19 protein-coding genes and 1 tRNA gene are annotated in these 22,690 nt (G+C 70.3%); 14 read left to right on the forward strand and 6 right to left on the reverse strand.

The features are described 5' to 3' along the window. Positions 1–21: 21 nt before the first annotated feature. The 7 genes from ACFQ0P_RS11265 (at position 22) to ACFQ0P_RS11295 (ending at position 9,274) form a co-directional block, all read left to right on the forward strand. The gene (locus ACFQ0P_RS11265; protein ID WP_204978795.1) at positions 22–723 is read left to right on the forward strand and encodes a metal-dependent transcriptional regulator; all 702 of its coding nucleotides are present in this window, start codon (positions 22–24) and stop codon (positions 721–723) included. Between the two features lie 244 nt (positions 724–967). Beyond that, positions 968–1,870: a M23 family metallopeptidase gene (locus ACFQ0P_RS11270; protein WP_204978796.1), complete on the forward strand. Its 903-nt coding sequence runs from the start codon at positions 968–970 to the stop codon at positions 1,868–1,870. A 349-nt stretch (positions 1,871–2,219) separates the two neighbouring features. Beyond that, positions 2,220–2,717 (forward strand): HNH endonuclease, encoded by a 498-nt coding sequence (locus ACFQ0P_RS11275; RefSeq protein WP_204978797.1) that lies wholly within the window; start codon positions 2,220–2,222, stop codon positions 2,715–2,717. A 208-nt stretch (positions 2,718–2,925) separates the two neighbouring features. Next, a complete protein-coding gene (locus ACFQ0P_RS11280; RefSeq protein ID WP_378772181.1) occupies positions 2,926–3,654 on the forward strand; it encodes a hypothetical protein in 729 nt (242 codons plus the stop codon). Beyond that, positions 3,654–5,291, forward strand: coding sequence for a Y-family DNA polymerase (locus ACFQ0P_RS11285; RefSeq protein WP_204978798.1), 1,638 nt, complete (start codon positions 3,654–3,656; stop codon positions 5,289–5,291). Before ACFQ0P_RS11280 ends, ACFQ0P_RS11285 begins: the two co-directional genes overlap by 1 nt. Positions 5,292–5,321: 30 nt before the next feature. Then, a complete protein-coding gene (locus tag ACFQ0P_RS11290; protein WP_204978799.1) occupies positions 5,322–8,732 on the forward strand; it encodes an error-prone DNA polymerase in 3,411 nt (1,136 codons plus the stop codon). A 143-nt stretch (positions 8,733–8,875) separates the two neighbouring features. Next, complete coding sequence (locus ACFQ0P_RS11295; RefSeq protein ID WP_204978800.1) at positions 8,876–9,274, forward strand: glucose-6-phosphate dehydrogenase; 399 nt, start codon at positions 8,876–8,878, stop codon at positions 9,272–9,274. A 33-nt stretch (positions 9,275–9,307) separates the two neighbouring features. Here the strand turns inward: ACFQ0P_RS11295 and ACFQ0P_RS11300 are convergent, their stop codons facing one another. Next, a complete protein-coding gene (locus tag ACFQ0P_RS11300; RefSeq protein WP_204978801.1) occupies positions 9,308–10,306 on the reverse strand; it encodes a magnesium and cobalt transport protein CorA in 999 nt (332 codons plus the stop codon). 405 nt (positions 10,307–10,711) lie between these two features. On the opposite strand from ACFQ0P_RS11300, the gene ACFQ0P_RS11305 reads away from it, so the two are divergent. Beyond that, a complete protein-coding gene (locus tag ACFQ0P_RS11305; RefSeq protein WP_204978802.1) occupies positions 10,712–12,238 on the forward strand; it encodes a serine/threonine-protein kinase in 1,527 nt (508 codons plus the stop codon). Between the two features lie 142 nt (positions 12,239–12,380). Then, positions 12,381–13,703, forward strand: coding sequence for a diguanylate cyclase (locus ACFQ0P_RS11310; protein ID WP_204978803.1), 1,323 nt, complete (start codon positions 12,381–12,383; stop codon positions 13,701–13,703). Between the two features lie 51 nt (positions 13,704–13,754). Here the strand turns inward: ACFQ0P_RS11310 and ACFQ0P_RS11315 are convergent. Next, positions 13,755–13,829 (reverse strand) — tRNA-Arg (locus ACFQ0P_RS11315). A 91-nt stretch (positions 13,830–13,920) separates the two neighbouring features. Between ACFQ0P_RS11315 and ACFQ0P_RS11320 the strand changes: the two genes are divergently transcribed. Beyond that, the gene (locus tag ACFQ0P_RS11320; RefSeq protein ID WP_204978804.1) at positions 13,921–14,733 is read left to right on the forward strand and encodes an endo alpha-1,4 polygalactosaminidase; all 813 of its coding nucleotides are present in this window, start codon (positions 13,921–13,923) and stop codon (positions 14,731–14,733) included. Positions 14,734–14,797: 64 nt separating this feature from the next. On the opposite strand, the gene ACFQ0P_RS11325 is transcribed toward ACFQ0P_RS11320, so the two are convergent. Next, positions 14,798–15,079 (reverse strand): Fe-S cluster assembly protein HesB, encoded by a 282-nt coding sequence (locus ACFQ0P_RS11325; protein ID WP_204978805.1) that lies wholly within the window; start codon positions 15,077–15,079, stop codon positions 14,798–14,800. Positions 15,080–15,329: 250 nt separating this feature from the next. On the opposite strand from ACFQ0P_RS11325, the gene ACFQ0P_RS11330 reads away from it, so the two are divergent. Further along, positions 15,330–16,886, forward strand: a complete 1,557-nt coding sequence (locus ACFQ0P_RS11330) for a Re/Si-specific NAD(P)(+) transhydrogenase subunit alpha (protein WP_204978806.1) — start codon at positions 15,330–15,332, stop codon at positions 16,884–16,886. Further along, positions 16,883–18,307, forward strand: coding sequence for a Re/Si-specific NAD(P)(+) transhydrogenase subunit beta (pntB, locus tag ACFQ0P_RS11335; protein WP_204978807.1), 1,425 nt, complete (start codon positions 16,883–16,885; stop codon positions 18,305–18,307). The genes ACFQ0P_RS11330 and pntB overlap by 4 nt, the downstream gene beginning before the upstream one ends. Before the next feature lie 20 nt (positions 18,308–18,327). Here pntB and ACFQ0P_RS11340 read toward each other — a convergent pair whose 3' ends face one another. Beyond that, entirely contained in the window at positions 18,328–18,678 is a 351-nt protein-coding gene (locus ACFQ0P_RS11340; protein WP_204978808.1) for a histone-like nucleoid-structuring protein Lsr2, read from the reverse strand. A 109-nt stretch (positions 18,679–18,787) separates the two neighbouring features. Continuing rightward, positions 18,788–19,609 (reverse strand): helix-turn-helix transcriptional regulator, encoded by an 822-nt coding sequence (locus ACFQ0P_RS11345; protein WP_204981360.1) that lies wholly within the window; start codon positions 19,607–19,609, stop codon positions 18,788–18,790. A gap of 209 nt (positions 19,610–19,818) precedes the next feature. Here ACFQ0P_RS11345 and ACFQ0P_RS11350 point away from each other — a divergent pair, with 209 nt between their 5' ends. Continuing rightward, positions 19,819–20,169, forward strand: a complete 351-nt coding sequence (locus ACFQ0P_RS11350; protein WP_204978809.1) for a DUF485 domain-containing protein — start codon at positions 19,819–19,821, stop codon at positions 20,167–20,169. Then, positions 20,166–21,779: a solute symporter family protein gene (locus ACFQ0P_RS11355; protein ID WP_204978810.1), complete on the forward strand. Its 1,614-nt coding sequence runs from the start codon at positions 20,166–20,168 to the stop codon at positions 21,777–21,779. Before ACFQ0P_RS11350 ends, ACFQ0P_RS11355 begins: the two co-directional genes overlap by 4 nt. 190 nt (positions 21,780–21,969) lie before the next feature. On the opposite strand, the gene ACFQ0P_RS11360 is transcribed toward ACFQ0P_RS11355, so the two are convergent. Next, complete coding sequence (locus ACFQ0P_RS11360) at positions 21,970–22,521, reverse strand: methylated-DNA--[protein]-cysteine S-methyltransferase (protein ID WP_204978811.1); 552 nt, start codon at positions 22,519–22,521, stop codon at positions 21,970–21,972. Positions 22,522–22,690: the final 169 nt, after the last annotated feature.

A 22,690-nucleotide genomic window follows, 5' to 3' on the forward strand; every position in this document is an offset into this window, starting at 1 on the left:
CACGAACGAGGACACCGCGAGATGACCGACCTGATCGACACCACCGAGATGTACCTGCGTACGATCCTCGAACTCGAGGAGGAGAACATCGTTCCCCTGCGCGCGCGCATCTCCGAGCGCCTCGGTCACTCGGGGCCGACGGTGTCGCAGACGATCGGACGCATGGAGCGCGACGGCCTGGTCGTCGTGACCGAGGACCGCAGCCTCGAGCTCACCGACTCCGGGAGGCAGAAGGCCGTCGACGTGATGCGCAAGCACCGCCTCGCCGAGCGCCTGCTGTCGGATGTCATCGGCCTCGACTGGGCGTACGTGCACGAAGAGGCCTGCCGCTGGGAGCACGTGATGAGCGAGCAGGTCGAGCGCCGCCTCGTCGAGCTTCTCGGGCACCCGACCGAGTCGCCGTACGGCAACCCCATCCCCGGGCTGGATCAGCTCGGCGATGTGCCGGCGAACGGCTTCGAGCAGGGCGTGGTCGGGCTCGTGCGACGGTTGAACGAGGCCGGTCAGCCGATCTCGGGCACCGTGCGCCGCCTCGCCGAACCTGCCCAGGTCGACCCGGAGCTGCTCCAGCAGCTCAAGGGCGCGGGCGTGGTGCCGGGCGCGTCGGGCGACTACCGCTACAACGAGGGCTACGTCCTGGTGCAGATGGACGGCAGCGAGGAGGGTCTCGAACTGCCCGTCGAGGTCGCTTCCCACATCTTCCTCGTCGACGACCGGCGCTGACCTTCGGTGCCGCCTCTCCTCAGCTGCGCGAGGGGCATGCCCAGGGAGTTGCCAGCGCGAGAGCGTGACATATTCGTTACCTTCGGGTAGCCTCGAGAAGTCCACCAGGCGAGAAGCCCGCCGACCGGACCCCGCGTGGATTGCCTCCCTGGCTCGTCGTCCCCGCGGTGAAGCCCGCAGACCGTGCCCCGACACCTAATGCCGACGAGCCAGCGCCCCCGGCGCCGAGGCGCCGGAGGAACTATTGGCTGAACAGATCGATTCGCCCGCGAGCGAGCCCACGACCGACGCGACGAGTCTCACGCGTCGTTCGCGTGCGCACCGTACGCCGGCCCGCCGGACCGCAGCCGTCGTGCCCGCTGCTGCCGCGGCATCCCCTCGCCCTTCCGTCACCGCTCCGCGTCGCGCGGCGAAGCAGCTGCGCAGTCTGGCCGTGCTCAGCATCGTCGGCGGTCTGGTGGCCACGGCCGCCATCCCCGCGTTCGCCGGTGTGCTCCAGGAGGAAGCGCCGGTGACACTGCAGCAGATGGCGGTCGACGACGCGCAGTCCGTCGTCATCGCTTCCGACGCCGTCGGCGCCGAGCTCACGCGCGAGAGCTACTCCGCGACCACCTCGGAAGAGATCGACAAGAAGAAGGCAGCCGAGGCCGCCGCCGAGCGCGCGCGACAGCAGGCTGCCCAGGCGGCGGCGCAGAGCAGCAGCCCCAGCGTGAGCTACAACGTGGATCTCAACATGGTCGCGCCCGGCACGGGTGCCGTGCGATGGCCGGTGACCAGCTACACCCTCACCGACACGTTCGGCACGCGAGGCGGCGCGCACCGCGGAATCGACCTGGTCGCCCCGGCGGGCACCCCGATCTATGCCGCTTCAGCCGGAGTCGTGAAGGTCTCGTCCGAGGCCTACTACGACTACGGCGTGGCCGTCACGATCGACCATGTCATCAACGGGCAGCAGGTCAACACCCTCTATGCGCACATGAGCTACGGCACCCGACAGGTCGTGCCCGGGCAGACCGTGCAGGCCGGACAACTCATCGGGCTCGTCGGCAGCACCGGCCGCTCGACGGCCAACCACCTCCACTTCGAGGTGTACCTCAACGGCTCGAACGTCGACCCGCTCGCCTGGCTGAACGCCAACGCCGGCTGACGATCGTCTCCCGGATCCCCTCGGAGTCTGCTCCGGGGGGATCCGTCGTATGCCGACACGCCACGCGGCGTTCATCTTCGGCTGCCGCCCTCGGGCTCTCGGGGTGCGTTAGCCTGAATCCGACGCTGAGAGAAGCGGAGGGAGCCGATGGGCAGCACACCACGCATCCGAACCATGGATGCGCTCGGGCGCCTCGTCCTCCGGCATTGCACGAGTGGATGCCGCGGCATTGCCGTGGCTCCAGGGCGCTGTCTGTAGACAGCGCCTTTTTTCATGCCCCTGCGCAGATCTCCTCGTCGCGCAAGTCGAATAACCGAGAAGCCGTCCCGGCCATTCGAGAGGATGATCAATGCGCACTCTGGTGCTGAATGCGGGCTATGAGCCGCTCGCCGTCGTGTCGTTCAAACGGGCTCTCGTGCTCGTGATGAACGAGAAGGCCACCGTCATCGAGCACACCGATGGCGAACCCGTGTGGGGCACGAGACGTGCCTACGATCGCCCGGCGGTGATCATCCTCACGCGCTATGTGCGGGTGCCCGGAGGGCGCCGCGTACCGGTGACGCGGCGCGGGGTCCTCCGTCGCGACGCGCACCGCTGCGCGTACTGCGGGGCCTCGGCGTCGACCATCGACCACGTGCTGCCCCGCTCGCGCGGCGGTGGTGACTCGTGGGAGAACCTCGTGGCGTGCTGCCTTCGCTGCAACAACGTCAAGGGCGATCGCACGCCGCAGGAGATGAAGTGGGAGCTGCGCTTCACCCCGACTCCGCCGCGTGGCGCGCAGTGGACGGTGCGGGGCACCGAGCGCACGGACCCTCGCTGGGAGCCGTACCTGGCCCTCGCAGCCTGAGTCACCGCGGCGTTCGCGGTCCCCGGCTGTCACGAGCGGAGGAGATGCGACGGGCGGAGGGTGATTCCGCGTCTTCGGGTCCTCTGTCGGTTACATCTCCTCTCTACGTTCCACGCGGTCGTTCTCGGCCGCGTGAACTGTGTCGGAGGTACGAAGTAGCGTCATCCTCAGGATTGATTCATTAGAACAAAGATTCTAGGATGATCGAATGACGGCAGTGCGCGATCGTGCCGGCGTGGCAGGAGACGTGGCCTCCCTGCGCGCGCAGCTCGAGCGCGTACAGGGCCGTCGCCTCGATGCCCCGGTCCTCCCCGTGCATCCCGCGCTCGCCCCTCTGCTCCCGGGCGGCGGACTGCGTCCGGGAGCCGCCTACTCGCTGTCGCGCTCCACGTCGCTCCTGCTGGCTCTGATGGCGCAGCCGTCGCAGTCCGGGTCCTGGTGCGCCGCGGTGGGGATGCCGCGGCTCGGCGCCGAAGCCGCCGAGAGGCTGGGCGTCGACCTGTCGCGGCTGGTGCTGATCCCCGAGCCCGGAGCGCGGTGGCTAGCCGTCACGGCCACCGTCGCCGAAGTGCTGCCGGTGGTGGCGGTGCGGCCGACCGGACGCGCGCCCGATGCCGAGATCTCGCGGCTGGCCGCACGGCTGCGCGACCGTGGCGCGGTGCTCCTCGTGCAGGGGCCGTGGCCGCAGGCCGAGGCCGTGCTCGACGTCGATGCCCAGGAGTGGTCGGGAGTGGGTCGCGGCCACGGCTACCTCTCCGGTCGCGAGGTCACCGTCACGGCGTCGAGTCGTCGGTGGCCGAGGCCGCGCCACTCCCGCCTGATGCTGCCCGATGGGGCCGGGGCGATCTCCGCTGTGGCCGAGCCGAGGCTCTCCGCCGTGCCGGTCGAGGCGCGCTGGAGCCCCGACAGCGCGCTCGAGGTCCGGGCGGTGAGCTGATGATCGCGGATGCTCCCGTTCGCAGCCTCGTGCTGTGGTTCCCCGACTGGCCGGTGACGGCACTGCTGCACGAGGCCGCAGAGTCCTCGCCGCCCGGCCGTGCCGGGCCGATCGCCGTGATCGAGCGCAATCTCGTCGTGGCGTGTTCCGCGGCGGCGCGTGCCGAGGGTGTGCGACGCGGGCAGCGCCGGCGCGACGCGCAGGCGCGCTGCCCCGGGCTCACGGTCGTTCCGGCAGATCCCGCGCGCGACCATCGGGCCTTCGCCCCTCTCGTGGCGGCGATCGAGGAGCGCGCTCCCGGGGTTCAGCTCGTGCGTCCCGGGCTGTGCGCGCTGCGCGCCCGCGGGCCCGCCCGCTACTACGGCGGCGAGACCGAGGCGGCGCGGATGCTGCTCGAGACGCTGCAGCGTCACGGCCTGCCCGATGTACGGGCCGGGGTCGCCGACGGCCCGTTCACGGCCGAGCAGGCGGCGAAGTCCGGGGCGACCGCCGCCGAGCCGGTGTGCGTGGTGCCGACTGGTGGTGCTGCGGGCTTTCTCGCGCCGCTGTCGGTGGGTGTCCTCGATGCCTCCTCTCTCGGAGCGGGTGCGGCGCCGTCCGCTTCCGACGACCTCGTCGGCCTCCTCGCGCGGCTCGGCGTGCAGACGCTCGGAGAGTTCGCCGCGATGCCGCCCGACCGTGTGCGCGAGCGCTTCGGCGAACGCGGTCTCCGACTGCACGCCCTCTCCGGCGGGCGCGACTCGCAGCCCGTGCGGCCCCGTACGCCGCCACCCGAGCTGGCGCGAGAGGTCGCGTTCGAGCCGCCCCTCGAGATCGCCGACCAGGTCGCATTCGGCATGAGGGTCACCGCCGACGACTTCATCGCGGGACTGGGCGCGGTCGACCTGGTGTGCACCGAGCTGCGCGTCGAACTGGTCGGAGACCGCGGCGAGCGCAGCGAGCGTGTCTGGCTGCATCCGGGATCCTTCGACGCGGCGGCCGTCGTCGATCGCGTGCGCTGGCAGCTGTCCGAAGAGGTCGGCGCCTACGGCGGCGCGACGGGCGAGCGGGCGATGCTGCGCAGCGGCGTCGCCCTCGTGCGGATCTCTCCCGAGGCTGTCGACGCGGCATCCCACCACGCCCCGGCCATCTTCGGCGGCGGACCCGAAGAGAAGGTGCATCACGCGCTGTCGCGGGTGCAGGCGATGCTCGGGCATCGCGGCGTGCTCACCCCGGCGATCGGAGGCGGGCGCTGGCTGATCGAGCGGCAGGTGCTCGTGCCCTGGGGGGATCGTCATGCGAAGGGTCCCGAGGGGCTCGCGGCTCAGCGGGCGCGACCGTGGCCGGGGAGCCTGCCCGATCCGCTGCCGACGACGGTGTTCGCCGAACCGGTCCCCGTCGACGTGCGCGCCCTCGGCGGCGAACTGATCGACGTCGACGAGCGGGGAAGCGTGTCGGCGGTGCCGGCGGTGCTCATCGAGAGCGGACGCCGGCGTGCGATCCGGGCATGGGCGGGCCCGTGGCCGGTGGTGGAGAGGACGTGGGATGCTGCACGCTCGCGCCTGGCGCACCGGTTCCAGGTCGTCGACGCCGACGGCGGCGCGTGGCTGCTCGTCTGCGAGGGCGACGCCTGGACGGCGGAGGCGGTCTATGACTGACGCGACAGATGGCCCGGAGAAAGGCCGCTGATGGGGTTCGACAACCCGTCCGTGCCGTGGTCCGAGATCGAGCGGGTGCTGAGCGACCGGCGCCGCCCGACCGGACGCCCCGCGGGCGCGGACGGCGGCGACAGTCCCGCATGGTCGCACAAGCGCGGCCCCTACGTGCCGCCGGGCATCGCCCGTCCGGCCGAGGCGATCCCGTACGCCGAGCTGCACGCCCACTCTTCGTTCTCGTTCCTCGACGGGGCGTCCGCCCCCGAAGAGCTCGCCGAAGAGGCCGAGCGCCTCGGCCTCCACGCCCTGGCGATCACCGACCACGACGGCTTCTACGGCATCGTGCGCTTCGCCGAGGCCGCCGAGGCCCTCCAGCTCAAGACCGTGTTCGGCGCGGAGCTGTCGCTCGAGCTTCCCCGACCGCAGAACGGCGAGGCCGATCCGGCCGGTGCCCACCTGCTCGTTCTCGCGCGCGGCGAAGAGGGCTATCACGCCCTGGCAGGGGCGATCACCCACGCACAGCTCCAAGGGGCCGAGAAGGGGCGGCCCGTCTACCTCCTCGACGAGCTCGCCGACCAGGGTCGCGACCTATGGGCGGTGCTGACGGGATGCCGCAAGGGCGCGGTGCGTCGTGCGCTGGCCGAGCACGGGGCCGAGGGGGCGTCCCGCGAGCTCGACCGGCTCGTCGACCTGTTCGGGCGCGATGCGGTGCACGTCGAGCTCATCGATCACGGCAATCCGCTGGACACGCGCGACAACGACGTGCTCGCGGGCATCGCGCGCGAGCGTGGGCTCCCGCTGCTCGCGACGAACAACGTCCACTACGCCGTGCCCCGGCGGCAGCTCCTGGCCGCGGCGGTCGCGGCGGTGCGCGCAGGCCGCGGACTCGACGAGCTCGACGGCTGGCTTCCATCGCACGCCGGTGCCCACCTGCGCTCGGGGGCGGAGATGGCGGAGAGGTTCGTGCGCCATCCGGACGCCGTCGCCCGCACGGTCGCGCTGGCCGACGAGCTCGCCTTCCCGCTGCGGCGCGCGAAGCCGGCGCTGCCCCGGCAGGAGGTCCCCGACGGGCACACGCCGATGTCGTGGCTGCGGCACCTGGTGTGGGAGGCCGTGCCGCGGAAGTACCCCGATCTCACGGAGGAGAACCGTGCGCGCATCGAGAAGGAGCTCGGGGTCATCGAGCTGAAGGACTTCCCGGGCTACTTCCTGATCGTGCACGGCATCGTGCAGGAGGCGCGGCGCCGCGGCATCCTGTGCCAAGGCCGCGGCTCCGCGGCCAACAGTGCGATCTGCTATCTGCTCGACATCACGGCGGTGGATGCGATCGCCTACGACCTGCCGTTCGAGCGATTCCTGTCCAGCCTGCGAGAGGAGGAGCCCGACATCGACGTCGACTTCGACTCCGACCGGCGGGAGGAGATCATCCAGTGGGTGTACGGGAAGTACGGGCGCGATCGGGCCGCGCAGGTGGCCAACGTCATCCAGTACCGTCCGAAGAACGCCGTGCGCGACATGGCCAAGGCGCTCGGGCATTCTCCCGGGCAGCAGGATGCCTGGTCCAAGCAGGTCGAGGGGTGGGGAGCGCATCTCGAGACGGGGCCAGGGCACGACATCCCCGACCGCGTGCTGGAGTTCGCCGGCGAGCTGCTGAAGGCGCCGAGGCATCTCGGCATTCACTCCGGCGGCATGGTGCTCACCGACCGGCCGGTAGGGGAGGTCGTGCCCATCGAGCACGCCCGCATGGAGAACCGCACGGTGATCCAGTGGGACAAGGATGACGCCGCATGGATGGGGCTGGTCAAGTTCGATCTCCTGGGGCTGGGGATGCTGGCAGCGCTGCAGTACTGCTTCGACATGATCCGAGCCGCGACGGGCGAGGAGTGGGAGCTGTCGACCCTGCCCAAGGAGGAGAAGGCGGTGTACGACATGCTCTGCCGGGCGGATTCGATCGGCGTGTTCCAGGTCGAATCCCGTGCCCAGATGGGCCTGCTGCCGCGCCTGCAGCCGCGGCGGTTCTACGACCTGGTGATCGAGATCGCGCTGATCCGCCCCGGTCCGATTCAGGGGGGCGCCGTGCACCCCTTCGTCAAGCGCAAGCTCGGGATGGAGCCCGTCACCTATGCGCATCCGAAGCTCGAGCCCGTGCTCGAGCGGACCCTCGGCATCCCGGTCTTCCAGGAGCAGCTGATGCAGATGGGCATGGCCGTGGGCGGGCTGACCGGTGAGGACGCCGACCTGCTGCGGCGGGCCATGGGGTCCAAGCGCGGCATCGAGCGCATCGAGTCGCTGCGCGACAAGCTCTATGCGGGGATGGCTGAGAACGGCCTCGTGGGCGACGAGGCCGATGCCATCTACGCGAAGATCCAGGCGTTCGCGAACTTCGGTTTCGCCGAGTCCCACTCGCTGTCGTTCGGCCTGCTGGTCTACGCCAGCTCGTGGATCAAGCTGCACTATCCGGCCGCGTTCCTGGCCGGGCTCCTGCGCGCGCAGCCGATGGGCTTCTACTCGCCCGCCTCGCTCGTGGCCGACGCCCGCCGTCACGGGGTCGAGGTGCGCCGCCCCGACCTGCAGCGCTCCGGCGTCGACGCGGTGCTCGAGCCCGCGGAGGAGACAGCCGACCCGAAGCGGCTCGGGCCGACCGGCCGGGAGTCGTGTGCCGACCGCCACCAGCCGCCGGTCGGGCTGTTCGCCATCGACGCACCCGACGAGTCCGCCGCCCACCGCCGCGACGGGAGGTTCTCGGTCCGCCTCGGCCTCGCCGGGGTCAAGGGCATCGGCGCGAAGGTCGCCGAGCGCATCGTCGCCGCCCGCGATGCCGAAGGACCCTTCCGTGACCTGCGGGACCTCGTGCGGCGCACCAGCGTCACCGCGGTGCAGCTCGAGGCCCTCGCCACCGCCGGCGCCTTCGAGGGCCTCGGCCTCGGGCGTCGTGAGGCGATCTGGCTCGCCGGGTCGGCCGCACTGGACCGGCCGGAGTTCCTGCCCGACTCGCTCGTGGCGGTGCAGCCGCCGCTGTTCGCCGACCCTACGAGCTACGAGCGGCTCGCAGCCGATCTGTGGGCGACCGGCATCTCCACCGACGACCACCCGATGAGCCACTACCGCTCCGGACTCGACGCCCGCGGGGTGCTCACCTCGCGCGGGCTGCGCACCCATGAGACCGGGAGGCGCATCGAGGTGGCGGGACTCGTCACCCACCGGCAGCGGCCGGCCACGGCATCCGGCGTCACCTTCCTCAATCTCGAAGACGAGCACGGTGTCGTCAACGTCATCTGCTCGGTCGGCGTGTGGAACCGCTATCGGCGCGTCGCGCGCGACGCGCCCGCGCTCATCGTCCGGGGCGTGCTCGAGCGCTCGCCCGAGGGAGTGATGAACGTTCTCGCCGATCGTTTCGAAGACCTGCGGGTGGGGGTGCAGCATCACTCGCGCGACTTCCGATGACCGTGGATGCTTCGCCCGGCCTCGATCCCGCCGTCACTCCTCGTGCACCCTGCGTCCATGTGCGCGGGGTAGTCTCGAAGGACTGCTCCAGTGGATCGTCGCCGCGGTTCTCGCGCGTCTGCCGGATGCCGGAAGGACACGTCATGCGGATCGTCGCGAGCTCGGACTGGCGCGACGGCCTCGCCTTCGACGTCCCCGTGCTCGTGTCCGAGGTCTCACCCGGAGAAGACGCGCGCTGCTTCGTGTGCGGCGCCGACTCCGAGCCCCTGCCGCGGACCGAGCTGTGGGCGGTCAAGCACCGCCACCCCAAGAACCACAGCGGCTACGTGCGCTTCTACTGCCTCGACCATCGCCCCGCCCCGCCGCGCCTCACCCCGACCATCGAACCTCGGCGCAGCGCACCGCGGACGGGGGAGCGGCGGACCGCGCCACGTCGTCCCGCGCCCACGGTCGAGCGTCCCTCCGTGCTCTGCCCCGACTGCTTCGTCGAGGTGCCGGCGACAGGTGTGTGCGGCATGTGCGGCAACACCGTCACGGCCTGAATCGCGGCGCCCGGCCGGTGCTCCCGTCGTGCGTCAGAGCCAGCGCCGCCGTTTGAACGTGAGGTACAGCGCGGCGCTCGTCGCAGCCATGAGTGCGAGCGCCATCGGGTAGCCCAGCACCCAGTCGAGTTCGGGCATGTACTCGAAGTTCATGCCGTACACCGTGCCGACGAGGGTCGGTCCGAAGAGGATCGCCGCCCAGCCCGAGATCTTCTTCACCTGTTCGTTCTGCACCAGCGCGGTGTCGGTCTGCCGCTGGGTCACGAGGGTGGCGTTGACCGTCAGCGCGTTCTCGAGGATCGCGCGGAAGCCCGAGAGGCGATCGATCGCCTTGAGGACGTGGTCGTGCACATCGCGCAGCGCACGCTGGAGCTCGATGTCGACGCCGTACTTGTCGGCCCCGCGCAGGAGCCCCTCGACCATCTCGGCGAGCGGCTGCGTCGCGCGCTGGAACGCGATCACCTCGCGTGAGAGCTCGTAGATGCGCTGTGAGAGTCCTGGGTCGCCGCCACCGAAGAGGGCGTCCTCGATCTCATCGATGTCGTTCTCCACGCCGTCGACGACCGGGAAGTACTCGTCGACGACCTCGTCGAGGATCGCGTACAGGACGGCTTCGGGTCCTCGGGCCAGCAGCCCGGGCTGGTTCTCGAGGCGGGCCCGCACCCGGGCGAGGTCGGGGGACTCGGCATGGCGGATCGTGACGACGAAGTCGGGACCGACGAAGACGTGGAGCTCGCCGAACTCCACGGTCTCGGATGCGTCGTCGTAGCGGGCGGGCCGCAGGACGAGGAAGAGGATGTCACCGTACCTCTCGAGCTTCGACCGCTGGTGACCCGTGAGCGCGTCCTCGATGGCCAGCGGATGCAGCGCGAACTCGTGCGCGACCTGCTGGATCTCGTCGGGCGTCGGCCGGAACATGCCGATCCACGCCATGCCCTTCTTGGCCTTCATGTACTCGAAGGTGTCCTCGAGGTTCGTGGGATTGTCGATGCGGTGCCCGGCCACGTACACCGCGTTGTCGATGATCGGCATGCCGCCATTGTGCGGGATGCCGCGGTCCCCGGCGCGACTCGGGCGGCGCGCCACGCGGGGTCATCCCGCACGCCTCCGGCCCGAACGCGCTACGGTCGTTCGTGCAGGCGTCCCCAGCGCCTGCGCGGAGAACGGTTCCCCAGCCGACTTCGCAGCACCGGGCGGAATTCGTTGCCTTGGAGTGCGAGACCGCTGTCGGTAGCCGGATCCCGGATGTCCCCAGCGTCCGGGATCCGGTGCGTCCGGTCCCGTCCTCATCGCGCTCCCGCATCATGCTCCCTCCCTGTGCGCCGCGGGTCGATGCGCACGTCTCGACGTTTGTCAAGAGACCTGTCGGAGTCGCCCCCCGGCGGTACGTTTCCCTGAGTCATACGGGTCTTCCGGTATGGCAGGGGAGGGGAGACGGTGGATCGAGCGTGGGATGAGGCACCCGCTTCGCCACTTCTGGACGGTCGCTACCGCCTGGGTGAATGCATCGGCCAGGGCGGGATGGGCCGGGTGTACCGGGCCGACGATGTCGTGCTCGGCCGATCCGTGGCGGTGAAGGTCGTCAAACCCGCGGGCGACGTGTCCAACACGCCGGAGCGGGTGCGCAATGAGGTGAGGCTGCTGGCCGCGGTGGAGCATCCCTCTCTCGTGACCCTGCTGGATGCCCGGATCGAGGATCCGAGCGCGTCGTACCTCGTCATGGAGTACGTCGACGGGCCGTCGCTCGCCCATCGTCTGCGAGACGGGGCGCTCACCGAACTCGAGGCGGCTTCGCTGGCGGTGAACCTCGCGTCCGGACTGCAGGCTCTCCATCGAGCGGGGGTCGTGCATCGCGACATCACCCCGTCCAACATCCTCCTCGCGCCGTCGGCGCTCTCGCGTGTGCCGTTCCACGCCAAGCTCGCGGACTTCGGCGTCGCCTTCCTCCTCGACAGCACCCGCCTGACCACCCCCGGCATGGTCGTCGGCACCGCCGCGTATCTCGCACCGGAGCAGGTGAAGGGGGATGCTGCGGCCACCCCCGCCGACATCTATGCTCTCGGGCTGGTGCTGCTCGAAGCCCTGACCGGCGAGCGGGCGTACCCGCACGCGTCGGGGATCGGGGCGATCATGGCGCGGCTCGTCGAGCCTCCGCGGATCCCCGAAGCCGTCGGCCCGGTCTGGACGCGGCTGCTCAGCCGGATGATCGCAATCGATCCCTCCGAGCGCCCGACTGCGGATGAGGTGGTGGCAATCGCCACCGCCCTGTGCCGGACCGCCCGTCCCGAGCGGATCGTGGCCGCGACCAGAACCTCCGGCTCGACGGTGCCGGTGACCTCTCTGCCCACGCAACCGCTCGCCCTCTCCGTGCTGCCCGCCGTCGCCGCGCCACCGGTCGCCACTGTGCCGCAGATCGCCGCGGTGCCGCCCACGCGTGTCGCGCCCGGGTCGGGGGAGCGCGCGAGCCTCCGACGGTCACGTGCGCGGGGACTGCGCAGACGTCGCGCCGTGATCCTGATCGGCGCCGCCGCGCTGATCGCCGGGCTCGCGATACCGGCCGGTTGGTGGGCGTTCGCGGGGCAGGTGGAGCAGCCGGAGGTCATCGCGACGGAACCCGAACTCGATGCGCCCGCATCCCTCGTCCCGTCAGATGAGGACGGGGCCGTCACCGACGCGAGCGACGACATCGTTCCGGCGAGCAGTTCAGGTGCAGCATCCGACACTGCCGAGCAGGAGGGTGGCGCCAGGAGCGCCTCCGAGAACGCGGAGCGGGAGCAGGAGAAGGCCGCCCGCGATGCGGAGAAGACCGCCCGCGACGAGGAACGCGCGGCGGCGGCGGCTGATCATGAGGCCGCGAAGGCGCAGGAGAAGGCGGAGCGGGAGCAGGAGAAGGCCGCCCGCGATGCGGAGAAGGCAGCCCGCGAGGCGGAGCGGTCCGCGAAGCCGGAGAAGCGCGACCGCTGACCGCACGCGCGCGCTCGCGGACCGGCGTTTTCGCTTTCTGGACAGCGAGCCTCCCCTGCGGTGCTGCGCCGGGATATCGTTCCGTCAGCGGCCCGTTTTCCTGCGGGTTCGCGGGGGAGGCTGTGGGTTGGACGAGGGCGGCGTGACCGCGCTCCAGGTCGGCGTCGTGCACGTCGATCGGCGCGGTGTGATCGGCGACGCGAACGAGTGGTTCGCCGCGTGGGCGGGGACCCGTCGCGGCGAACTCGTAGGTCGCAGCATCGACCAGCTCCTCGTGCACTCCGACGAGGATCTCCTCCCGCGCGAGGTGGGCGACGGCCCGTGGATCATGCTCGACGCGGCGACGCACGAGCGCGCGGTGCTGGTCACCCGCAACAGTGACGGTGACGGCGATGTGCTGGTGGTCGCCGAGGCATCCGAGCGCTGGCGGGCGCTCTCCGACCTGCGCCAGCGGTACGCGCTCGCCGACCGCACGCGAACGCGCCTGCAGCTCGTGATGGAGGCATCCGTCGCCTTCTCGACGGCGACGAGCGAGGAGGTGCTCGCCGGGGTCCTGGCCGACACGACGGCGCGCGCCTACCGCGCCGAGGAGTCCGCCGTGTACCTGCATCGGCCGGACGGCTCGAGTGACCGCGCGGCAGGCACGGATCCGTTCGAGGGCCGGCTCGACGTCGAGGCCCTCATCGCGCTCGTCAGCGCCCCTCGGCGAGTGGTCAAGATCGTCGAGCCCGGTGAGGCCGAGGTGCTGATCCCCGGGTTCGGTGCCGCGATGCGTGCCGCCGGCGTCCGCGCCTTCATCGCCGCGCCGCTCCACCACGAGGAGATCGACTTCGGCGCATTCGCGAGCTGGTTCCACCACGACCGCACCTTCGACGACGAAGCCGCACCGCTCGCCGAGGCGCTCGCCAACCAGGCGGCGCAGGCGCTGGCGACCCTGCGGCTGCAGGCGCGGCTCGCGCACGCCGCGACGCACGACGAGGTGACCGGCCTGCCCAATCGCCGCCTCCTCGAAGCGGGGATGAGCCGCATGATGGGTGCGAGCGTGTGCGCGGCGATCTTCATCGACCTCGACGGATTCAAAGGCGTCAACGACCGGTTCGGTCATCAGGCCGGTGATCGGATGCTGCGCGAGGCCGGTTCCCGCCTCCTTCGTGCGGTGCGCGCCCACGACATCGTCGCCCGGTACGGCGGCGACGAATTCGTGATCGCGTGCGACGTCGCGGACCCGGAGGTCGCGATGGACATCGCCCGGCGCATCCTCGATGTGCTGCACGGGGACCCGGATGACCCGGCCGACGCGCTGCCGTTCCGTGCGAGCATCGGCGTCGCGATCGCGCCGATCGGCAGCATGCTCCTCGCCGATCAGCTGATCCGTCGCGCCGACCTCGCGATGTACCGCGCGAAGTCCGCCGGCGGCGACCGCATCATGCTCGCGGAGAGCTGGGAGATCGAGGCGGCCGGCTGACGGTGACGTCGGCCGGTGGACGAGCCTCGTCGCGGCGCTGGGCTCGCGGTGTGGCGCCCCTGGAGGGACTCGAACCCCCAACCGTTTCCTTAGGACGGAACTGCTCTTCCATTGAGCTACAGAGGCTGGCCCGTCAACTGTACCAACCCCGATCCCACCGATCCGGCGTCACGTCAACCCGCGCGGCGATATCGCCGCGCGCGAGTAGCGTCGCACCATGACCATCACGAGGGGCGCGGCATCCGTCATCGTCGTCGCAGCCGTCATCGCGAGCCTGACGGCGTGCGCGGGAGGGGAGTCGAGCGTCACACTCCCGCCCGAAGGTGGGGCACCGGACTATCAGCTCGGTGACGGGTATCCGCCCCCCGACGGCGTCGACATCGTGGTCCGCGACCGCACGTCGCCGCCACCGGCGAACGCGTACTCGATCTGCTACGTCAACGCGTTCCAGACGCAGCCGGGTGAACAGCAGGACTGGCCTGACGAGCTCCTGCTCGCCGGCGCCGGTGGCGACCCGGTCATCGATCCCGACTGGCCCGACGAGGTGATCCTCGACACCTCGACCGACGACAACCGCGAGGCCATCGAAGACATCCTCACACCGTGGATCCAGGCGTGCGCGAGCGCCGGCTTCGACGCCGTCGAGTTCGACAACCTCGACACGTATGCCCGCACGGACGGCGCGCTCACCCTCGAGGACAATGTCGAGCTCGCCGAAGACCTGGTCGAGGTGGCGCACGAGGCCGGGCTCGCCGCCGCGCAGAAGAACTCCGCCGAGGACTCCCGGACGATGCGCGACGAAGCGGAGTTCGACTTCGCCATCGCGGAGCAGTGCGCCGAGTTCGACGAGTGCGCGGCGTACGAAGGCGTCTACGGCGAGCGGGTCATCGACGTCGAGTACGACGCGGCCGTCTTCCGCGCCGCCTGTCTCGATGGCGGGATGCCGCGCTCCGCCGTTCTGCGCGACCGCGATCTCACCTCTCCCGCTGACCCGGCGTACGTCTTCGAGCTGTGCACTCAATTGGAGTGACGCGCGGCGCCGGCAGACGAGCGGCCCCGACGCCGAGGCGCCGGGGCCGTCGAAGACCAGTTGCTCAGGCCTGCGTGCCGAGTGCGAAGCGCACCGAGCCGTCACCGCCGAGTTCGGCGTCGAGCACGCGGTCATCGAGCGCGTGCGCGGCCGTCTCGTCGAGGAACACCCGCGCGCCGTCCGTGACGACGATGGTGTCGGTGGGCTCCGGGTCGGGAGCGACGCTGAGCTCGAACCCCGTGTCGGCGCCCGCGTCGCGGATGCGCACGCCTCCGTCTTCGGCCTGCGGAACTCGCGCGACGATCTGCTTGACGGCCTCTGCGGCGGTCTGGGTCATCGTGAGCATGATGTTCTTCCTTCCGTAGCGGACTGCGGACAGGCCACGATTCCGAGATCCGCGGCAGGTCTCAAGCACAGAGCGCCATTCGGAGGGGATTCCCACGTTCGGTCGCCGCGGATGCGCCGCGGCGCTGCCGGAACCTCTCCCGGTGTGAAGAATCCGGCTTCTTGCCGTCGCCTCGCCGGTAATGCGAGGCTGAACGTCCCCGCCCTCTGGCAGGGTGGGCCTGACTCCCGCACTCGATCACGAGGAACGCATGACCCGCATCGGCATCGTCGCCGAAGCGCCCGGAGAGAACCGGGTGGCCGCGACGCCCACCACCGTCCCCAAGATCATCGCGCTCGGCTACGACGTCGTCGTGGAGTCCGGTGCGGGGGACGGATCGTCCTTCCCCGACGAGGCGTACCAAGAGGCCGGCGCCTCCGTCGTCGACACCGCCACCGCGTGGGCGGCGCCGATCGTCCTCAAGGTGAACGCGCCGACGCCCGCCGAGATCGAGCACCTGACCGACGGTGCGACGATCGTCGCGACCCTGAGCCCGGCGCTGCGACCCGATCTCGTCGAGTCGCTCGCGACGCGGGGCTTCACGGCCGTCGCGCTGGACGCCGTCCCGCGCATCTCCCGCGCGCAGTCGATGGACGTGCTCAGCTCGATGGCGAACATCTCGGGCTACCGCGCGGTCATCGAGGCCGCCCACGAATTCGGGCGGTTCTTCACGGGTCAGGTCACCGCGGCGGGGAAGGTTCCGCCGGCCAAGGTGCTCGTGGCGGGCGCGGGAGTCGCCGGATTGGCGGCGATCGGCGCCGCCTCGAGCCTCGGGGCGATCGTGCGGGCGACCGATCCCCGCCCCGAGGTGGCCGATCAGGTGGCATCGATCGGCGGCGAGTACCTCGAGGTCGTCGTGCCCGAGGAGCACAAGCAGGTGTCGGCCGACGGGTACGCCCGTGCGACGAGCGACGCCTACGACCGGCGCGCGGCCGAGATCTACTCCGAACAGGCGGCCGACGTCGACATCATCATCACGACCGCGCTGATCCCCGGCCGCCCCGCGCCGCGCCTCATCACGGCGGCGGATGTCGCATCCATGCGCCCCGGCAGCGTCATCGTCGACATGGCGGCCGCCCAGGGCGGCAACGTGGAAGGCTCGGTCGCGGGGGAGAGGGTCGTGACCGACAACGGCGTGGTCATCCTCGGCTACACCGATCTGCCAGGACGCCTGCCCCAGCAGGCCTCGCAGCTCTTCGCCACCAACCTGGTGAACCTGCTCAAGCTCCTCACGCCCGAGAAGGACGGCGAACTCACGCTCGACTTCGACGACATCGTGCAGCGGACGGCGACCGTCGTCCGCGACGGCGAGGTGACCTGGCCTCCGCCGCCGGTGCAGGTCTCTGCGGCGCCCGCACCCGCTTCGTCGGCCGCCGCATCCGCTTCCGCCGCCGCCCCGGACACGAAGGGGATGTCGCGCGGCGCGAGGACGGGTCTCATCGCCGCCGGGATCGCCGTGCTGTTCGCCGTCTGCGCGTTCGCGCCACCGCCGTTGCCTCAGCACTTCCTCGTGCTGACGCTCGCCGTGGTCGTCGGCTTCTATGTCATCGGGCACGTCGCCCATGCGCTCCACACCCCGCTCATGAGCGTCACGAATGCGATCTCCGGGATCATCGTGGTGGGTGCGATGGTCCAGATCACGGCGCCCGACCTGACCGTGCAGATCCTCGCCGCGGTCGCGGTGCTGCTGGCATCCATCAACATCTTCGGCGGCTTCGCCGTCACGCGGCGGATGCTCGCCATGTTCCAGAAGGGCGAGAGCCGATGACCGTCGATGTCGGCCAGATCGCGGGGGCGGCATATATCGTGGCGGCCCTCCTGTTCATCCTCAGCCTTGCGGGTCTGAGCAAGCATGAGACGAGCCGGCGCGGCGTCGCCTACGGCATTGCGGGCATGGCCATCGCCCTCGCGGCCACGCTCGGGCTCGTGGCCGCCGACGCCTGGAGCACACCGGGCGGCTCGCTCGGGATGGTGCTGCTCGTCGTCGCGATCCTCGTCGGCGCCGCGATCGGTCTGTGGCGCGCTCGCGTCGTCGAGATGACCGGGATGCCGGAGCTCATCGCGCTGCTCCACTCGTTCGTCGGCCTCGCCGCCGTGCTCGTCGGCTGGAACGGCGCCCTCTCCGACACCGGACTGGTCGGGACGCTCGCCGACATCCATCACGCCGAGGTCTTCATCGGTGTGTTCATCGGCGGCGTGACGTTCACGGGGTCGATCGTGGCGTTCCTCAAGCTGTCGGCACGGATCTCGTCCACACCCCTCATGCTTCCCGGCAAGAACGCGCTCAACCTCGGCGCGCTGATCGTGTTCGTCGTCCTCACCGTCTGGTACGTCATCACCCCCGAGCTGTGGCTGCTCATCGCTGTCACCCTGCTCGCGCTCGCGCTGGGGTGGCATCTCGTGGCCTCCATCGGCGGCGGCGACATGCCCGTCGTCGTCTCGATGCTGAACAGCTATTCCGGGTGGGCCGCTGCCGCGGCGGGGTTCCTGCTCGACAACGACCTGCTCATCGTCACGGGCGCGCTGGTGGGCTCATCGGGCGCGTACCTCAGCTACATCATGTGCAGGGCGATGAACCGGTCGTTCCTGTCGGTGATCGCCGGCGGATTCGGGATCGAGGCGCCCAGCGGCGCGGATGCCGAGTACGGCGAGCACCGCGAGATCGACGCCGAGACGGCGGCGGACATGCTGTCGGGGGCATCCAGCGTGGTCATCACCCCCGGCTACGGCATGGCGGTCGCGCAGGCCCAGCACGGCGTCGCCGACCTCGTGCACCGGCTGCGTGAGCGCGGCGTGAACGTGCGGTTCGGCATCCATCCCGTTGCGGGACGCCTGCCGGGGCACATGAACGTGCTGCTCGCGGAGGCGAAGGTGCCCTACGACATCGTGCTCTCGATGGACGAGATCAACGACGACCTGTCCGCCACGGACGTGGTTCTCGTCATCGGCGCGAACGACACGGTGAACCCCGCGGCGGCCGAGGATCCGGGTTCGCCGATCGCCGGCATGCCCGTACTGCGGGTGTGGGAGGCGCAGAACGTCATCGTGTTCAAGAGGTCCATGGCATCCGGCTACGCCGGTGTGCAGAATCCGCTCTTCTACCGCGAGAACGCGCAGATGCTGTTCGGCGATGCGAAGGACAAGGTGGACGAGATCGTCATGCACCTCGCCCAGGTCTCACAGCAGTGACGTCCGCGAGGCGGCTCGCGTCAGTGCGCCGCCTCGTAGGCCTCGAGGACGGATGCCGGAACCCGCCCGCGCTCAGACACCTGGTGCCCGTTCTGCTTCGCCCATTCCCGGACGGCCGAGTAGTCCTGCTGTCCGGTGCGCCGGCGCTTGCGCCCGCTCCCGGACGACGCGCCGGCGGAACCGCGCGACACGCTCCGCGCCGCGTCGACGTACGGTGCGAGGGCGTCGCGCAGCGCTGCGGCGTTGCCGGCGGTGAGGTCGATCTCGTAAGCGACGCCGTCGAGCGAGAACAGCACGGTCTCGCCTTCGCCGATTTCGAGGACGGTGCCGTCGAGGTCGTCGACGAGTTGATGCACGATTCTGCGGGCCATGAATGGCACATTACGCCGAATTGTCGCTTTCAGTATTCGATCGACCGAATTTCGCCGCGAGATGTGGATAATCGACCGCGGTGTGGAAAAGAAATGCGATCGGAGTGCGTCAGGGAAGAAGTCCGGCGCGGCGCGCGCGAGCCACCGCGGCGTGGCGGGTGGAGGCATCCAATTTCGTCATCGCGGATTGCAGATAGGACTTGACCGTTCCCTCCCGAAGGGAAAGCGTCGTCGCGATCTCGGAATTCGTCGAGCCCAATGCGGCGCACGCGAGCACATCGGTTTCGCGTGGGGAAAGGCGCACATCGAGGTCGAGCGGTGGTTCGGTCTCGGACGCCGACAGCGCCGCGAGCCGGCGCTCGATGGCGGTGAGGCGATCGCGCACTCCGGGGTCTCCGACGGTGGCGGCGACGCTGCGCAGTTCGGCATACGTTTCGCGAAGCACCTCGCGTGCCACCGGGCCGACGGGGGATGGTTCGGGGGCCGGCGGCGCGAAGCTCAGCCGGCGTCGGACCTCTTCTCGGATGCGGAGTTCGGTCGAGAGCTCCTCGGCGACCGCGAACGCGTGGCGGGCGACCATGTCGCCGACGGGGGACTCCGCCCACGAGCCGCAGTAGATCACGCCGCGGGCACGCCCGGAGACGACGAGCGGGAGGGCGAACAGTGTCGCGATGCCCTCGCCCAGCACGGCCCGGTCGTAGTCGTGGGTGATGGTGCGGGAGGAGCGGTAGTCCAGAGCCAGGCGCGGCCGCTTCTCGACGAGGGCGCGTCCGCCCAGGCCGCGCGACGCCCGCACGACCAGCCCCTCGAGACTGCGCGTGCGCGCACCGACGATCGACGTGATGTGGATCGCCTCGTCGTTCTCGAAGCCGCCGAACGCGACGGGGAGCCGTGTGCGGCGGACGAGGTCGGACACCGCGCCGGCGAGCATCTGGGCGTCGCTGGGGCCGCCGAGCGGCTCGGCGCCGGTCGGTCGATGGGTGCCGGTCTGCGCTCCCACGCACTACCTACTTCCGGGGGTGACGGCGTCATCGCCGCTTTTCGTAGCGTCGACCCTACCACCGGGTCGCGTCACTCGCCCGCCGCCCGGAGTCCCCACTCGGCGCATAGACGCGCCGGTTCATGAGGCAAGGAGGCCACATGTCCGATCCGCGGACCGACACCGCCCCACCCGGCGGAATCGACTACATCGCAGTGGAGGAGTCGCCGCGATTCGTCGAGCTCAAACGCCGCCATCGAGGATTCGTCTTCCCGATGGCGATCGCATTCCTCGTCTGGTACTTCGCGTACGTGCTGCTGTCGTCATTCGCCCCGGAGTTCATGGCCCAGCGCGTCTGGGGCGACATCACCCTCGGCCTGCTGTTCGGGCTCGGTCAGTTCGTCACCACGTTCGCGATCACGATGACGTACGTCTGGTACGCCAACCGCAAGCTCGATCCGATCTCCGAGGAGATCCGTGACGAGCTCGAGCAGCATGAGGTGGCCCCGTGAATGAATTCTTCGGAGCGGTCGAAGCGGCCGTGACCACGGTCGAGAACAACCCCGTCCTCAACATCTCGATCTTCGGCGCCTTCGTCGCCGTGACGCTGTTCATCGTGATCCGCGCGAGCCGCAACAACAAGACCGCCGCCGACTACTACGCCGCGGGGCGTTCGTTCACGGGTCCGCAGAACGGATTCGCCATCTCCGGCGACTATCTGTCGGCGGCATCCTTCCTCGGCATCTGCGGTGCGATCGCCATCAACGGCTACGACGGGTTCCTCTACTCGATCGGCTTCCTGGTCGCGTGGCTCGTCGCCCTGCTGCTCGTGGCCGAGCTGATGCGCAACACCGGGAAGTTCACGATGGCGGACGTCCTGTCCTTCCGCCTCAAGGAGCGTCCGGTGCGGATGGCCGCGGCCCTCACCACTCTCGCGGTGTGCTTCTTCTACCTCCTCGCCCAGATGGCCGGCGCCGGCGGCCTCGTGTCGCTGCTGCTGGGCATCACCGAGCAGCTCGGGCAGTCGATCGTCGTGGCCGTGGTCGGCGTACTGATGATCGTCTACGTGCTCGTGGGCGGCATGAAGGGCACGACCTGGGTGCAGATCGTCAAGGCGTTCCTCCTCATCGGCGGCGCGCTCGTCATGACGATCTGGGTCCTCGCGATCAACGGCTTCAGCCTCAATGCGCTGCTGGAGAGCGCCGTCGCCGCATCGCCGCAGGGCGAGGCGATTCTCGGGCCCGGCCTGCAGTACGGCGCCAACCCGTGGGACTTCATCTCTCTGGCGATCGCGCTCGTGCTCGGAACGGCGGGACTGCCGCACGTGCTGATGCGCTTCTACACGGTGCCGACGGCCAAGGAGGCCCGTCGCTCGGTGGTGTGGGCGATCTGGCTGATCGGCCTGTTCTACCTGCTCACCCTCGTTCTCGGTTACGGCGCGGGTGCACTGGTCGGGCCGGAGCAGATCGCCGCCGCACCGGGCGGAGTGAACTCCGCTGCACCGCTGCTCGCGCTGGCGCTCGGCGGACCCGTCCTGCTCGGCTTCATCTCGGCGGTCGCCTTCGCGACGATCCTCGCCGTTGTCGCTGGCCTCACGATCACGGCTGCGGCATCGTTCGCGCACGACATCTACGCCAACGTCGTGAAGAAGGGCAACGTCCCGCCCGACGGCGAGGTGAAAGTCGCCCGCCGCACGGTGATCGTGATCGGCGTCCTGGCGATCCTCGGAGGCATCGGCGTGCAGGGCCAGAACGTGGCGTTCCTTGTGGCGCTCGCATTCGCGGTGGCCGCGTCGGCCAACCTGCCGACGATCCTGTACTCGTTGTTCTGGCGCCGGTTCACCACGCGCGGCGCGGTGTGGAGCATGTACGGCGGACTCGCCGCCGCCGTGATCCTCATCTTCCTTTCGCCGGTGTTCTGGGGAGGCGAGACGAGCGTCTTCAAGGTGGGAACGCCCATCTGGCCGCTCAACAACCCCGGAATCGTCTCGATTCCGCTCGGCTTCTTCCTGGGCTGGCTCGGATCCGTCACCTCCCGGCGAGCAGAGGACCGCCGCAAGGCCGCCGAGATGGAGGTGCGCTCTCTCACCGGCTACGGCGCGGAGAAGGCCACCTCGCACTAGCGCCCCGGCATCGGGGATCGCACGGCCCGGGCGCACACCGCCCGGGCCGTGCCGTGCGCGGGCGGCCTACACGCCCGCGCACCGGATGCCGCGGCCCCCGGGAGCCGCGATCCCCACGGTCGCGGCTCCCAGCCCGCGACCGGTCACTGCGGTCCCCACGCCGCAGTGCGTCTGCCTCTCCGATCGCGCGCTACCGGCTCGCGGAACGCTCGAGATCGATGAGGTACTGCTTCACGTCGGGCCTGCCCCCGTATTCGCCCAGCGATCCGTCGGCGCGCACCACACGGTGCACCGGAACGATGATCGAGAACGGCGTCGTCGCGCACGCCGTGCCGACCGCACGCGCGGCTCGAGGGCTGCCCGCGCTGATCGCGACCTCGCCGTAACCCGCCGTCTCGCCGTACGGGATGTCACACACCGCCTCGAGCGCCGCACGCGTGAACCCGCGGACGAGCCGCCAGTCCAGGGGGAGATCGAACCGCCGGCGTTCGCCGTCGAAGTACTCGTCCAGCTGCCGCGCCGCGGTACGTGCGGCCTCGGATCCAGGGCCTGTGGCGGCCCCGGCATCCGTGTCGGCGGGCACCGCCTGCTCGCGCAGCGCGAGGGACACACGCTCGAGCTCGATGCCGAGCGGGCCGTCGAAGGGGTGGAGTGCCACGATCCCGTCGGCCGTCGTGACGATCAGGATGTCGCCGACGGGAGAGGGATGGACGAGGAATCGCGGGGCGCTCGACGAGGTCATGCGACCATCCTGTCCCGGTCCTCCACTCGCGATGCCGCAGGCCCGCACAGCTGTGGGAAAGCGGGAGCGAGGTCGGGCTGGGGAGGAACGGCTGATCACCCGGCGTGTCCCAATACCGCGAAACTCGGCCCCGCTGCAAGAGCGGCGGAAGAACGACGCCTAGTGTGGC

Origin of the sequence: Microbacterium insulae, from assembly GCF_042677065.1 — a bacterium.
GTDB lineage: Bacteria > Actinomycetota > Actinomycetes > Actinomycetales > Microbacteriaceae > Microbacterium > Microbacterium insulae.

Coding starts and splice junctions, on each gene's coding strand:
- ACFQ0P_RS11265 (WP_204978795.1), top strand. CDS start 22: ATGACCGACCTGATCGACACCACCGAGATGTACCTGCGTACGATCCTC.
- ACFQ0P_RS11275 (WP_204978797.1), top strand. CDS start 2,220: ATGCGCACTCTGGTGCTGAATGCGGGCTATGAGCCGCTCGCCGTCGTG.
- ACFQ0P_RS11280 (WP_378772181.1), top strand. CDS start 2,926: ATGACGGCAGTGCGCGATCGTGCCGGCGTGGCAGGAGACGTGGCCTCC.
- ACFQ0P_RS11285 (WP_204978798.1), top strand. CDS start 3,654: ATGATCGCGGATGCTCCCGTTCGCAGCCTCGTGCTGTGGTTCCCCGAC.
- ACFQ0P_RS11290 (WP_204978799.1), top strand. CDS start 5,322: ATGGGGTTCGACAACCCGTCCGTGCCGTGGTCCGAGATCGAGCGGGTG.
- ACFQ0P_RS11295 (WP_204978800.1), top strand. CDS start 8,876: ATGCGGATCGTCGCGAGCTCGGACTGGCGCGACGGCCTCGCCTTCGAC.
- ACFQ0P_RS11300 (WP_204978801.1), bottom strand. CDS start 10,306: ATGCCGATCATCGACAACGCGGTGTACGTGGCCGGGCACCGCATCGAC.
- ACFQ0P_RS11320 (WP_204978804.1), top strand. CDS start 13,921: ATGACCATCACGAGGGGCGCGGCATCCGTCATCGTCGTCGCAGCCGTC.
- ACFQ0P_RS11325 (WP_204978805.1), bottom strand. CDS start 15,079: ATGCTCACGATGACCCAGACCGCCGCAGAGGCCGTCAAGCAGATCGTC.
- ACFQ0P_RS11330 (WP_204978806.1), top strand. CDS start 15,330: ATGACCCGCATCGGCATCGTCGCCGAAGCGCCCGGAGAGAACCGGGTG.
- pntB (WP_204978807.1), top strand. CDS start 16,883: ATGACCGTCGATGTCGGCCAGATCGCGGGGGCGGCATATATCGTGGCG.
- ACFQ0P_RS11340 (WP_204978808.1), bottom strand. CDS start 18,678: ATGGCCCGCAGAATCGTGCATCAACTCGTCGACGACCTCGACGGCACC.
- ACFQ0P_RS11345 (WP_204981360.1), bottom strand. CDS start 19,609: ATGCTCGCCGGCGCGGTGTCCGACCTCGTCCGCCGCACACGGCTCCCC.
- ACFQ0P_RS11350 (WP_204978809.1), top strand. CDS start 19,819: ATGTCCGATCCGCGGACCGACACCGCCCCACCCGGCGGAATCGACTAC.
- ACFQ0P_RS11360 (WP_204978811.1), bottom strand. CDS start 22,521: ATGACCTCGTCGAGCGCCCCGCGATTCCTCGTCCATCCCTCTCCCGTC.